Source organism: Aurantimonas litoralis (genome assembly GCF_026153195.1).
GTDB classification, from domain to species: Bacteria; Pseudomonadota; Alphaproteobacteria; order Rhizobiales; family Rhizobiaceae; genus Aurantimonas; species Aurantimonas coralicida.
Window position 1 is genome coordinate 86,905 of sequence record NZ_JAPFBM010000001.1, and the last position, 13,241, is coordinate 100,145.

Here is a 13,241-nt window from a genome sequence, read left to right on the forward strand (position 1 = left end):
GTCGCGCGGCGGGAAACATCGGCTCCGCCGCGCGGGCTCAGTCGTCGGCGATGATCGTCTGGATGCGCCGGGTCAGGTCGCCCATGTCGAAGGGCTTGGTCACCACCTGCATGCCGTGTTCCAGATGGCCGTGGTTGAGGACGGCGTTCTCGGCATAGCCGGTGATGAACAGCACCTTCAGGCCGGCGCGTACCTGCCGCGCCGCTTCGGCCACCTGCCGCCCGTTCATGCCGTTCGGCAGGCCGACATCGGTGATCAGCAGGTCGATGCGGGCCTCGGATTCGATCACCTTCATGCCCGAGGGACCGTCGCCGGCCTCCAGCGCGGTGTAGCCGAGTTCCTCCAGAACGTCGACGACCAGCATGCGCACCAGCGGCTCGTCGTCGATGACCAGCACCGTCCTGCCGGTCTCGGTCGGCGCGACCGCCGGCACCGGCAGCGCCGCGTCCTCGCTGTCGTCCTTGGTGCCGAGATAGCGCGGCAGGTAGATGCACACCATCGTGCCCTGGCCGAGCTCGGAATAGATCCGCACCTGGCCGCCCGACTGGCGGGCAAAACCGTAGATCATCGACAGGCCGAGGCCGGTGCCCATGCCGATCGGCTTGGTGGTGAAGAACGGGTCGAAGGCCTTTTCCACCACGTCCGGCGTCATGCCCGAGCCATTGTCGCTGACGCAGAGCGAGATGTACTGGCCGGGGGCGAGATCGCGCTCCCGCGCCGCGCGGCCGTCGAGCCAGCGGTTCGCCGTCTCGATGGTGATCTTGCCGCCGTCGGGCATGGCGTCGCGCGCATTGATGCACAGGTTCAGCAGCGCGTTTTCCAGCTGGTTGGGATCGACGAGAACACTCCACACGCCGCCGCCGACGACGCTCTCGACGCCGATCGCCGGGCCGACCGTGCGCCGGATCAGCTCCTCCATGCCGCTGATCAGCGTACCGGTGTTGGTCGGCTTGGGATCGAGCGTCTGGCGCCGCGAGAAGGCGAGCAGCCGGTGCGTCAGGGCTGCGGCGCGCTTGGCCGCCCCCTGGGCGGCGACGAGATAGCGGTCGGCTTCGCTCAGCCGCCCCTGCGCCAGGCGCGTTCCCATCAGGTCCAGCGAACCGGAAATGCCGGCCAGGAGATTGTTGAAATCATGGGCCAGCCCGCCGGTGAGCTGGCCGACGGCTTCCATCTTCTGCGACTGGCGCAGGGCTTCCTGCGCCCGCTCCAGTTCGGCGGCGGCGTCCTTCTCGGCGTTCACGTCGCGGGCGACCGCGTGGATGAACTGCTCGTCGGGCACCGCCGTCCAGGACAGCCAGACATAGCTGCCGTCGCGGGTCCGGTAGCGGTTCTCGAAGCGCAGGGTCGAAAGACCGTCGGAAAGCCGGCCGGCCTCGGCCTTCGTGGCTTCGGTATCGTCGGGATGGATCAGGTCGAGGAAGGAGGTGCCGACGAGGTCCGCCTCGTCCCAGCCGAGCAGCGTCGTCCAGGCCGGGTTGGTGGCAAGGATGGTGCCGTCGAACCGCGCCACCAGCATCAGGTCGGTCGACAGACGCCACATGCGGTCGCGGTCCGCCGTGCGCTCGGCCACCAGACGTTCCAGATCCTCGCTTTGCCGCGCCTTGGCATCGCGCGCCTCGACGATGTCCTGCATGTCGACGCAGGTGCCGATCCAGCGCAAGGCCGCCCCCGCCTGCGCGGCACGGGCCGGCACGCAGCGGCCGAGGAACCAGCGATAGACGCCGTCCTCGCGGCGCAGGCGATACTCGATCTCGAACGGCTCCTCGGCGGCGCGCCGCTCGGCCCAGACGGCCAGCGCCCGGGCGCTGTCGTCCGGATGCAGCGCCTCGCTCCAGCCGAAGCCCGCCAGCGCCTCGGCCGACATGCCGGTAAAGGCCTGCAGGAACGGGTTGGTGTAGTCGTAGCGCCCGTCGGCGTCCGTGGTGAACAGCACCAGCGGCAGCGCTTCGGCGAAGGTCCGGAACCGCGCCTCGCTCTCGCGGAGCGCCGCCTGGTTGCGGCGCTGCTCGGTCAGATCCAGCATCGCCCCGAGCATCCGCACCGCCTGGCCGGTCTCGTCGCGGATCACATGACCGCGGTCGAGCACATCCGCATAGCTGCCATCGGCGCGCAGGAAGCGGTATTCGTCGACCCAGCTGGTCTCCGTCCCGTCGATCGCCGCATGGATGCTGGCGTCGACCCGCGCACGGTCCTCCGGGTGAATATGGCCGATCCACCATTCGCCGGTCGGCTCGACATCGTCCGGCTTGTGACCATAGGCGGTCTCCAGCGCCTCGTTCCAGAGCACGTGATTGGTGGCGAAGTGCCAGTCCCAGATCGCGTCGTTGGTGGCGCGGATCGCCAAGCGGTAGCGCTCGGCGGTTTCCCGCGCCACGGCCTCGGTCTGCTTCTGCTCGGTTACGTCGCGGAAGAACACGGCGAGCCCGTCCTCGACCGGATAGGCCCGCGCCTCGACCCAGATCGCCCGGCCGTCGGGCCAGACATAGCGATGCTCCAGCGCGACCGGGACCCGCTCGCTCATCGCCTTCTTGTAGAGCCGGCCGAGTTCGCCGTCCTCGGTCCCCGGATAGAGCTCCCAGTGCGAGCGCCCGATCAGTTCCTCGCGCGGGCGGCTTTCCAGACGCTCGGCCTCGACATTGAAGTCGATCACCCGGAACTCGCGGTCGAGCAGCGCGAAGCCCTCGCCCATTCCGTCGAGAACGCCCTTGGCGCGGGCCTCGCTCTCGCGCAGGCGGCGTTCAGCCAGCACCTGGCCGGTGATCTCGTTGCAGGGACAGAAAAAGCCGGCAATGGTGCCGGTCTCGTCGCGCACGGGGGTGTAGGAGAAGCTGAAATGCGTCTCCTCGAGATAGCCCCGGCGCTGCATGTGCAGCGTGATGTCGTCCATGTGGACCGGCTCGCCCGCATAGGCCTGGTCGACGATCGGCACGAGATCGGCGCGGATCTCCTGCCACACGTCAAGGAAATCGCGGCCGAGCGCTGCGGAGTGCTTCGATGCGAGGATCTCGGAATAGGCATCGTTGTAGAGCAGCGTGCGGTCCGGCCCCCAGGCGATGAACATGGCCTGGTTGGACGACAGCATGACGCCGACCAGCGTCTTCAGCGCCGGCGGCCAGTGGCGCGGCGGCCCGAGCGGCGTTTCGGCCCAAGGGAATGTGCGCAGGCATTCGCCCGTCGCGCCGCCGCCGGCCAGAAATGCCGGAATGGCCGAAGAGGCGTCGCCAACCTGCTGATCTGTCATGCTCTTAACATCGCCTCTGCTCACCCCGGCCACCAGTTAGTGCCCGTGGCCGAATCCGCCATCCCCGCCCCCCCTCACCGTCCTTGCCGAAGGGCGGGAGCGACGGCTGGGAGAGCCGAGAGGCGCGAATTGTCCGGATCGTGTGTTCCGCAGGCCGTCTCGAGCGGCCGCTTCGATCCCGCGTATCGGTCACAGAATGTCGGACGACGCAAGAGGCAGGCCGGGCGGGTTCCACACCCGGCTATCGATCAAATGCCGAGCGTGCTTTCGTCCCCGCGGACCGGCATCGCTGGCAGATTGCCCGAGGGGCGTTCTCAGATCGGCATGCGGAAGGTGAAGCGGGTCTCGTCCGGCGTCGAGGCGGCGTCCAGCGTGCCGTCATGGGCCTCGGCAATCTGCGAGGCGATGTAGAGGCCGAGGCCCAGTCCCTGCTGGCTCGGACGCGTGTCGGCGCGAAAGAACGGCTGGAACAGATTGCCCATCGCCGCGTCGGGGATCGGCGCGCCGTGATTGCGCACCGACAGCTCGAATCCGCCGTCGTCGGTGCGTGCCTCGACCATGATCGGCCGGTCCTCGGCGCCGTGGGTCAAGGCGTTGCCGAGAAGGTTCGACAGGAGCTGGCCGACCCGCGAGCGGTCGCAGGGCACCGGGCGGTCGATCGTTAGATCCACCTCGACCCGGGCATCCGGCCGGATGGAGCGCAATTCGTCGACTACCTGGCGCAGCGTCTCCTCGATCGGCACATCGGCGTCGCGAGACAGGCTGAGGCCGCCGCCGAGCCGCGCCCGGGCGAGATCCAGCACGTTGTCGATGATGCCGCCCATGCGCACGACGCTGCCGCGCATCAGCCCGACGATGTTCCGGGCGCGCTCGTCCAGCGGCCGCTTCGCCAGCATGCTGACGCCGGCGTCGATGGAGGCGAGCGGGTTGCGCAGATCGTGGCCGAGAACCGCGATGAACTGCTCGCGCAGATGGGCCAGTTCCCGCGCATTGGCCAGTTCCGCCTCGCTCGTCGCCAGCTTCTCCTGGCCGTCGAGATGCGAGGCGATCAGGTCGGCAAACAGCGTGAACATGCCGGCGGTCGTCTCATCCTTGAGGGTCGCCGGCAGCGGATCGATGGCGCAGAGCGTGCCGAAGAACGCCCCGTCGGCGCGGATGATCGGCACCGAGATATAGCTGCGGAAGCCGTACATCTTCGGCGTCGGATGATTGCAGTAGATGCCGTCCTGCTCGACGTCGTCGATGATGACAGCCTGACGGCTTTCCTCGATCTCGTGGCAGATCGTGGTCTCCACCTGCAATTCGTCGCCGGGGGTGAGGCCGAAGCCGATCCGGTCGAGGGCGCTGCAGGTGACCCAGCGCTCGCCCGTGACCCGGGCCACGGCGACGAAGCGCATGCCCGTCACGCGCGCCAGGACCTCGAGAATCGTCGGGACCGCCGGAATCCTGCCGATCGCGTCGACGTCTTTCTGCAAATCAGTCTGCACGCTTCAAGCAACTTTCCTGCTGCGCCGGTATCCCGCTCCGCTCGCGATCATGGCGTCTCAGTAATAGTGACGCAAGCACACGGTCCGTTCCGGCGACGCGGTCGCGCGCCTCTCATTGCAGGCCGACGGGGTCGACGATCCCGGCGGCACAGCCGCCCCGCATGCGTGGCGCCGCCCGGATCAGCGCGCCGACATCCGCCTCCGGCGTGATCTCGCCCTTCAGGCCGACGATCAGTTCCCGCACGATCCGGCGGCCGCCGTCATTGACGCAGCCGACCCGCACCCGCTGGCCGGCGCCGCGGCCGAACGCCGCGTCGAAGGCGTCCCGGATCTCGGCCGCCCTCACCTCCCGCCCGATCGCCCCGGCAAACAGCCGGCGCACCGGCGAGGCGTTGATCGCGCCAAGCACGATGAGCGAGTCGGCGAAATATTCCTCGGCATCGGCCCGGTAGCAGGTGCCGTGGCGAAGCCATTCGTGGCGGTCGAGGGCGGAGCGGGCGCCGGGCATCGCCTCGGCCAGCGCCGCCGCGGTGTCGGGCTCCAGCGGCAACGGGGCGAGGTCGGACCAGCGCCCGGCCTTGTCGAGCCGCTGCTGCGCCGGTGCGACGCCGCAATATTCGGTGCCGCGCGGCTGCGGCCACAGGCCGTGCAGGGAGAAATTGTCGGCATCGAAGCGGCCCGGGCGTTGCGACCGGCATTCGGGCCGCCCCGGCCGGGTCTCGCAGAAGGCCGGCTGCCAGCTGATCGCCAGCACCAGATCGCGATGGGCATTGCGCCCGGCATCCGAATCCCGCCGGCGGGCCGGCGCGGCTCCTTCGCCCGCCGACTCGACGCGGCGCACACGCTCGCCGCAGGTCTTGGCAATCCAGCGCTGCGCCGGATCGGCGCCCGGAATTTCCACCTGATAATGGCTGCCGTCGCGGCGGTTCTCGCCGATCAGCTTGTAGGCCCGGTCGACGACCAGCCGCTCTCTCTGCCGGTCGGGACCACCGCGGATGGACAAGGTCGCGTCGCAGGCCTCGCGGGCGATGACGAAGCCCTCCAGCGGCTCCTGCGCGCGCGCGCCGCTCGTCCCGGGCCATGCCAGGATCAGCGCGAGCCCCATTGCGATCATGCCGTTCCGTGCGAAGCCGTTCATGCGGCGTCCTTCTCCCCTCCAGCCCGAGCCTGATTGTGCACGCCGGACGGCGATCGGCCAACCACCGCAGGGTCCGCGACACATGCCTGGCGGCTTGCGGTCAGGACGCCGCGTTGTCGGCGGCGGCCTCGATCCGGCCGCAGCCGACCGCGACCCAGCGCCGGTCCGGCTCGGCGCCCTGAATGCGGACGAGATAATGGGTCGCCGGCGCGCCGCTGCGCGCGATCAGCGCATAGGCCTTGCCGGGCTCGGTGGCGACGGTCCCGGGATTGGACGGATCGGTCAGCGAGGCCAGCGCCGGACAGCGCGCCTCGGCGATGAAGCGGCCGGTCACGGGCGTCTGCGCGACAACCGGCAAGGCCGCGAGAAGAAGGAGGGTGGCGAGAACCGTGCGTGTCATGGTCCCGGCGATAGAGCGGAACCGCGGCGGACGAAAGGCGAAACCCGCATCGTCGCCCGGCATCGCCCGCGCGCAACGGACCGGCCGCCCATTCCCGCCTCCATTGCGCCCCCGATCGCCGTGCGCGACCCGGCGAATCCGGCTATCGTCCGGCATTGCGACGCGGAGAGACGACATGTTCGACGGCAGCTACACACTCGACACCAAGACCGGCGCCGCGCTCCATGTCCATCATGCGCGGGCAACGGTCCCCGCCCGCGCCATCGTGCTCGTCCATCACGGCCTGTCCGAACATGCCGGCCGCTACGGCGCATTCGCTGCGGCGCTCGCCGCGACGGGCTGTCACGTCCTTGCCCATGATCATCGCGGCCATGGCTCGACCACGGCGGCGGATGCGCCGCTGCGCCGCTTCGCCCGCCGCAACGGCGCCGAGAAGGTGCTGACCGACTGCCGCGCCGTGCATCTGGACGCAATCGCCCGCCATCCGGGCCTGCCGGTGATCGTCTTCGGCCATTCCATGGGCGGCCTCATCGCCCTCAATTACGCCGAGCGCCATGGCCGCGACCTGGCCGGCGTCGCCGTCTGGAACGCCAATTTCACCGCCGGACTGGAGGAGCGCGTCGGCCGGCTGGCGCTCAAGGTGGAGAAGGCGCTGAAGGGTTCCGACGTGCCCAGCGGCATCCTGCAGCGCGCCACCTTCGAGGCCTGGGGCAAGGCGATCTCGCCCCGCCGCACCATGCAGGACTGGCTGTCCCACGATCCGGCGGCGGTCGACGCCTTCATCGCCGATCCGCTCTGCGGCTTTGCGCCGACCCTGTCGATGATGGAGGACGTCATGGCGCTGATCTTCCAGGGCGGGTCGGAGGCCGGGCTGGCGATGCTGCCGGCCGAGCTCCCCGTCCACTGCCTCGGCGGCACCGCCGACCCGGCGACGGACAAGGGCGAAGCGGTCACGGTGCTGGCCGGACGGTTGCGCCTCGCCGGCGTCAGGGACGTCACCCTTCAGATCGTCGAGGGGGCCCGCCACGAGACGCTGAACGAGGTGCCGCTCTATCGCGACCCGGCCCTGGCCGGGCTTTTCGCCTGGTTCGACCGGATCGTGCCGGCCGGCGACACCGCGCCCCGGCCCGCCTGAACGCACGCCGTCTGCGCGCTGCCCCTTGCCGGCGCGCATGCCCGTCGCATTCTCCTCTGCATGTAGGAATTCGTCATCGCGACCTCATGTCCGGCGCGCGCCGGGGGGTCGCGACAGCGGGGAGAATGCCATGACCGATCTCTTCAGCGAGCCGGCCCTTCGGGAGGTCCTCCAGCAGACCGCGCGACTTTTCGCGGCGGCGTTTCTCGGTGGCATCGTCGGCTACGAGCGCGAGAGCGGCGAACATGCCGCGGGCCTGCGCACCCACATGCTGGTGGCGATCGGCGCCTGCCTCTTCACCCTACTGATGGTCGTGCTGATCGACCGCTTCGACAGCGACTCGACCCGGGCCGACCCGATCCGCATCGTCGAGGCGGTGACCAGCGGCATCGCCTTCCTGGCGGCCGGCGTCATCATCCAGGCGCGCGGCCGGGTGAAGGGGCTGACCACCGGTGCCTCGCTCTGGCTGGCCGGTGCGGTGGGTCTCGCCTGCGGCCTCGGCGAATATCTCCTCGCGGTGATCGCCGTCGTCATGACGCTGATCATCCTGCGGGTCGTCAAGCATCTGGAATAGGCGTTCGCGACCCCGCCCTCAGGCGACGTTGCGCAGCGCTCCCGCGGCCACCGCCTCCTTGGGCAGCGCCACCACCACCCGGCAGCCGTCCCGATAGGCCGGATCGATGCTGATCCGCCCCTGATGCAGGCCGACGACGCGGCGGCAGAGCGCGAGGCCGATGCCGGTGCCGCCCTCGGCGCGCTCGCCCTGCTCGAACTCCTCGAAGACGCTCTCCATCTCGCCGGGCGCGATGCCGATGCCGTTGTCCTCCACCGAGATGATGTGCTCGGCCCCGGTCTCCTCGTGCCGCACGATCACCATGGGCAGCCGGTCGCCATGATGGGCGAGCGCGTTCTCGATGAGGTTCTGCAGCAATTGCCGGAACAGATGCGGCTCGACGTCGAGATTGGGCAGACGCGCGCTGTGCAGCGTCGCGCCGGCGGCCTCCAGCTGCGACGAGAGATTGAAACGGATCTCGTTCATCAGGAGGTTCAGGTCGGTCTCGCGGGTCGCCAGCTCCGCCCGGTTCTCTGCCTTGGCCGATTCCAGCAGCGAGGTGACCTGCCGGGCCAGGCCGTGGCCGCTCTTCATCATAAGGTCGACATAACTCTCGGCGCGCGGACTGAGCGTGGTCTCCCGGTCGTGGCGGATCATGTCCAGCGCGCTGACGATGCTGCTGATCGGCGAGCGCAGGTCATGCGCCGCGAAGGCCGAGAACTGGGCCAGCCGGTCGTTGGCCTCGGCCAGATGCCGCTCGCGCTCGGCCAGTTCGGTGATGTCGGTGGAGATCGCCAGAAGCCGCGGCGCGCCGGTGACGCAGGTAAAGGCGATCTTGCGGGTCAGAAGCACGCGCTTGCGCCCGGTATAGTCGCTCACGTCCTCGACGATCTCGCTGCGCCCGAGCGCCATGGCGCGGCGGTCCTCGGCGAGGAACAGCGCCGCCTCGTCGGGCTGGAAATCCTCGATGGTGGTGGTGCCGATGATGCCGGCCCGCTTTTGCGGGGGGAAGACTTCGAGAAAGGCGCGGTTCGCGTAGAGAATGACGCTGTTCTCGTCCTTCACGAAGACGAGGTTGGGATCGTGGTCCATGACCAGCGCAAAGAACTCCGAATCCATGCGTGCCCCGTCGCCGCTTCGTTTCGCGAATCACTGAACGCAAGAATTAACGGTTTCTTCACCGAATGCGAAGCGCAAACAGCAGCTTCCGCTGCATGTCACGGTCGCCGATTCGTCAGGTTAGCTGAGCGAAGACGCCGCCGCGTCAGCCGGAGCTGTCCGGTGCGGCCGGGTCCGCCGCCCCGTCACCCGCCACCGACAAGGTCGAAACCGGCAAGGCCGGCGGCGCCGGCGGGCCGATGAAGCTGGCGTCGTCGGGGAACGGACGCACCATGCGAAAGGCGATCAGCTCGTCCCGCGTCAGCACGTAGAGACTGTCCGCCGGGGTCTGCATCGCCTTGATCCACACCGCCGGATCGACGCCCATCGCCACCAGCAGCTCCTGGCACCGGGCAATGGTCTCCTGCACCCCGGCGATCGACCGGTCGATGTCGCGCGACACGTCCGAAAGCGGCAGCGCATAGACCTGGTGGACGCCCACCCAGGCACCCTGCCCCGCCTTGCGCGTCAGGCCGCCGGCCAGCACCAGCGGACAGGCCGAGGCGCAATAGCCGTCGGCCGGCACCATGGTGGACAGCCGCCGCTCGCGCAGCTCGCGCGCCATGAACATCGCATCGTCCACAGCGCCGCCCGGCGAATGCAGGTAGAGCGTGCGGGCTCCGGCCGCCTCGGGGCTCGCCAGGAAATCGCGGAAATCGCCCGCCGTGCCGATCTCGATCTGCCCGATCGCGCTGATCGCGCCGTCCGGCCCGGCCACGAAGCGCATGCGCTCGGCCATCGCCTCGCCGTCCACCGGACCGTCCCAGCCCGGCAGGCTCGGCACGCCCCGGTCGGGCGCCACAGGGATCGTCCTGGGCAGATAGGGGCGAACCTGGTCACCCGGCTCGGGACGCGCCAGCGGCATCGGTTCGGTGCGGCTGATCCGCTCGCGGTCGGCCGATGCCTCGGCCAGTTGCCGGTAGTCGAGGAAGGCGATCGAGCCGGCGATGACGAGCAGCGCCACGAAGACGCCGCGCAGGACCGCGCCCTCAGGGATCGCCCGGATCAGCCGTTCGACGCGTCCCGGTGATGCCTCCTCGCCGATCATCGCGGTTCAGCGCACCACGGTCTTGGGAAACGGCGTCGGCCCGCCGGCGGTGTTGGCCTGGACGATGTCGTCGTCCGGCACCTCCCGCGGATCGTGGGCCGCCATCTCGGCACGCGCCGCCGCCGGCAGCGCCTCGTCGGTTTCGGCCGTGCGCAGCTTCTTCTGGATGCGGATCGCCCGCATCAGTTCCGCCGCGCTCATGTCGCCGGTCTCCATCTCCTCGCCGTCCTCGCGGCGGATCACGTCCTGGACGATGCACAGGATGAAGATCAGCACCGCCGGCAACAGGTCGATGGAGATCGCGCCGGCCCAGGACGGCAGGAAGTCGCGGGCGTAGCGGATGACAGCTTCGGGCGAGGACAGCGGCGTGAAGCGCACCGGCACCACCACCGGCCGCGCCAGGATCTCGTCGGCGGCCGCCGCCAGGGCCTGGCTCTGGGCCTGCACCGCGGTCTCGACCCGGCCCACGACCTCGCTCTGGCGGGTGCGCAGATCGTCGTCGGCGCCGTCGGCGATCGGCGCGATGAAGGTGCGGCCGAGATCCTCCGCCGCGCGGCGCACGGTCGGCGCCACCGAGGTCTGCTGCAAGGCGGTGATCAGCCCGGACAGGGCGACCGCCTGCTCGGCATAGGCATTCGCGCGGTCGGCGATCGGCCCCTGCGAGGACACCAGCTGGCGCATCGCCGACAGCCGCTCGCCGCCCTCCCCGAACAGCGTCTTGACGTCTTCGCGCGAGGCGGTGATCTCGCCCTGCAGGCCGGTGAGCTGGTTCGACATCTGGCGCAGCAGCTGCACCACCGTGCCCGAGCCCGACGTGCCGGTGAGGATGCCCGAGCGGGCCTCCTGTTCGGAGAGCCGGGCAAAGCGCTGCGAGGCGAGCTGGATGTCGGGCAGAAGGCTCTGGGCCGCCAGCGCGTTCTCATGCGCCTCGTTCAGCTTCCCCTGATACTCCTCGGTCGTGACCGCCAGATGCTGCTCCAGCGCCGCCGCGCCGGCCAGCGCCGCGGCGTTCAGCCAGGACGACATGGCGATGATCATCGCCGCGCCGAGGCCCATCGCGACATAGAGCATCCGCCGGCTGCCCGGCTGGCGCACATGCGGCATGAACCGCATCAGATAGGACCAGAAGGCGTAGATCGCGACGGAGACCGCCGAGGAATAGACGATGGCGCCGAGGAACACCGTCGTCGCGGTGCCGTCGAGCAGCTCGCGCACGCCGAGATAGGTGTAGACGCCGCTGGCCAGCGCCAGCACCGCCAGCGTGATGCGGGTTGTCGTGTCGAGGCGGGTCAACTGCCCGCGCAGCGTATAGGATTGCGATGCGCTCATCGGCCCCTGGCCCTTCAGACATTCGTCGATGCGGGTCGAGCCGCTCAGCGTTGTTAACCCGACATTAGGGCTATCGCATGTTGGCGGGTAGCCGGGTGCCGCCGAAAGCTGCGCATGCGGTTAACCGCCGCGCCGAGCTCCATCGGTTTTGCCGATCGACCGATCGGGTTTTGCTATGACGACCAAGCAGAGCGCCCGCGACAAGTCATGCATCAAACGCATGGCTCACATACCGAATTGGACGTGGTGCCGAATCCGCCGATGACTATGTTCCACCGCAGTCAGCCGCCGACGGCACCTCCTCCCGCCGTTTGGCACTGGCTGTTTCCTCCCAAGGGTTTTTCGGAATCCTTCCTAATTCAGCCGGGTTCTCGCGAACCCGGCTTTTTTCTGTCCGGGCTTTGCCCGCACCTGCGCTTCCGACCACCGCCCACGAAAAAAGGCGGCTCCGGGGAGCCGCCTTTCATCACGCAATCATGTCTCGGAATGTCAGGCCTTGAGGCTGGCGCAGAATCGCTGGATCCGCTTGCAGGCTTCCTCAAGCGCCTCTTCCGACGTCGCATAGGAGATGCGGAAGTTCGGGCCGAGGCCGAAGGCCGAGCCATGCACCACCGCCACGCCCTCGGCCTGCAGCAGTTCGGAGACGAAGGTCTCGTCGCTGTCGATCACCGTGCCGGCTTCGGTCTTGCGGCCGATCAGGCCCTGGCAGGACGGATAGACGTAGAAGGCGCCTTCCGGCGTCGGGCAGTCGATGCCGCTGGCCTGGTTCAGCATCGACACGACGAGGTCGCGCCGGCCCTGGAAGATCGCGCGGTTGGTGTCGATGAAGTCCTGCGGACCGTTCAGTGCCTCGACCGCCGCCCATTGCGAGATCGAGCAGGCGCCGGAGGTCTGCTGGCCCTGGATCATGTCCATGGCCTTGATCAGCTGCACCGGGCCGCCGGCATAGCCGATGCGCCAGCCGGTCATGGCATAGGCCTTCGACACGCCGTTCATGGTCAGCGTGCGCTCGTAGAGCGCCGGCTCGACCTGGGCGGGCGTGGTGAAGGTGAAGTCGCCATAGACCAGGTGCTCGTACATGTCGTCGGTCAGCACCCAGACATGCTCGTGGCGCATCAGGACGTCGGTCAGCGCCTTCAGCTCGTCGCGCGTATAGGCGGCGCCCGACGGGTTGGACGGCGAGTTGAACAGGAACCACTTGGTCTGCGGCGTGATCGCCGCTTCCAGCGCTTCCGGCGTCAGCTTGAAATTGGTCTCGATGCCGGCCGGCACGAAGACCGGCGTGCCGCCGCAGATCGCCACCATCTCCGGATAGCTGACCCAGTAGGGCGCCGGGATGATCACCTCGTCGCCCGGGTTCATCGTCGCCATGAAGGCGTTGAACAGGATCTGCTTGCCGCCGGTGCCGACGATCACCTGCTCGGGCTTGTAGTCGAGGCCGTTCTCGCGCTTGAACTTGGCGGCGATCGCCTGGCGCAGCTCGGGAATGCCCGAGACCGGCGTGTATTTGGTCTCGCCCCGGTTGATCGCCTCGATGGCCGCCTGCTTGATGTTGTCCGGCGTGTCGAAATCCGGCTCGCCGGCGCCCAGGCCGATGACGTCGCGCCCCTGCGCTTTCAGCTCGCGCGCCTTCTGGGTGACGGCGATGGTCGCTGACGGCTTTACGCGGTCGAGGGCGGCGGCAAGAAATGCCATGGGTGCTGAACTCCGATCGTAGCTGCGGGAAGGCCCCTGCGGGCGCGCGGACCCTAA

10 protein-coding genes are annotated in these 13,241 nt (G+C 69.0%); 2 read left to right on the forward strand and 8 right to left on the reverse strand.

The features are described from left to right. Positions 1-37 precede the first annotated feature (37 nt). The 4 genes from N7I30_RS00445 to N7I30_RS00460 all read right to left on the reverse strand — a co-directional run bounded on the left by N7I30_RS00445 (position 38) and on the right by N7I30_RS00460 (position 6,266). On the reverse strand, positions 38-3,241 hold the full coding sequence (locus tag N7I30_RS00445; protein WP_024352043.1) for a hybrid sensor histidine kinase/response regulator: 3,204 nt from the start codon (positions 3,239-3,241) through the stop codon (positions 38-40). 314 nt (positions 3,242-3,555) lie between these two features. Continuing rightward, a complete protein-coding gene (locus N7I30_RS00450; protein ID WP_210315272.1) occupies positions 3,556-4,716 on the reverse strand; it encodes a GAF domain-containing sensor histidine kinase in 1,161 nt (386 codons plus the stop codon). 124 nt (positions 4,717-4,840) lie between these two features. Next, positions 4,841-5,866 carry a ribonuclease T2 family protein gene (locus tag N7I30_RS00455; protein WP_024352045.1) on the reverse strand — a complete coding sequence of 342 codons (1,026 nt, stop codon included), beginning with the start codon at positions 5,864-5,866 and terminating at the stop codon, positions 4,841-4,843. Positions 5,867-5,966: 100 nt separating this feature from the next. After that, entirely contained in the window at positions 5,967-6,266 is a 300-nt protein-coding gene (locus tag N7I30_RS00460) for a hypothetical protein (RefSeq protein WP_187390522.1), read from the reverse strand. Between the two features lie 175 nt (positions 6,267-6,441). Here N7I30_RS00460 and N7I30_RS00465 point away from each other — a divergent pair, with 175 nt between their 5' ends. Both N7I30_RS00465 and N7I30_RS00470 read left to right on the forward strand, forming a co-directional pair. Continuing rightward, on the forward strand, positions 6,442-7,401 hold the full coding sequence (locus tag N7I30_RS00465; RefSeq protein ID WP_228239825.1) for an alpha/beta fold hydrolase: 960 nt from the start codon (positions 6,442-6,444) through the stop codon (positions 7,399-7,401). Between the two features lie 130 nt (positions 7,402-7,531). Beyond that, positions 7,532-7,975, forward strand: a complete 444-nt coding sequence (locus N7I30_RS00470; RefSeq protein ID WP_024352048.1) for an MgtC/SapB family protein — start codon at positions 7,532-7,534, stop codon at positions 7,973-7,975. A gap of 18 nt (positions 7,976-7,993) precedes the next feature. Here the strand turns inward: N7I30_RS00470 and N7I30_RS00475 are convergent, their stop codons facing one another. From N7I30_RS00475 to N7I30_RS00490, 4 genes are all read right to left on the reverse strand, one after another. Continuing rightward, positions 7,994-9,073: a sensor histidine kinase gene (locus tag N7I30_RS00475; protein ID WP_024352049.1), complete on the reverse strand. Its 1,080-nt coding sequence runs from the start codon at positions 9,071-9,073 to the stop codon at positions 7,994-7,996. Between the two features lie 145 nt (positions 9,074-9,218). Beyond that, positions 9,219-10,160, reverse strand: coding sequence for a COG3904 family protein (locus N7I30_RS00480; protein ID WP_228239823.1), 942 nt, complete (start codon positions 10,158-10,160; stop codon positions 9,219-9,221). A 6-nt stretch (positions 10,161-10,166) separates the two neighbouring features. Further along, positions 10,167-11,489, reverse strand: a complete 1,323-nt coding sequence (locus N7I30_RS00485) for a hypothetical protein (RefSeq protein WP_024352051.1) — start codon at positions 11,487-11,489, stop codon at positions 10,167-10,169. 489 nt (positions 11,490-11,978) lie between these two features. Continuing rightward, positions 11,979-13,184, reverse strand: a complete 1,206-nt coding sequence (locus tag N7I30_RS00490) for a pyridoxal phosphate-dependent aminotransferase (RefSeq protein WP_024352052.1) — start codon at positions 13,182-13,184, stop codon at positions 11,979-11,981. Between the last annotated feature and the right edge of the window lie 57 nt (positions 13,185-13,241).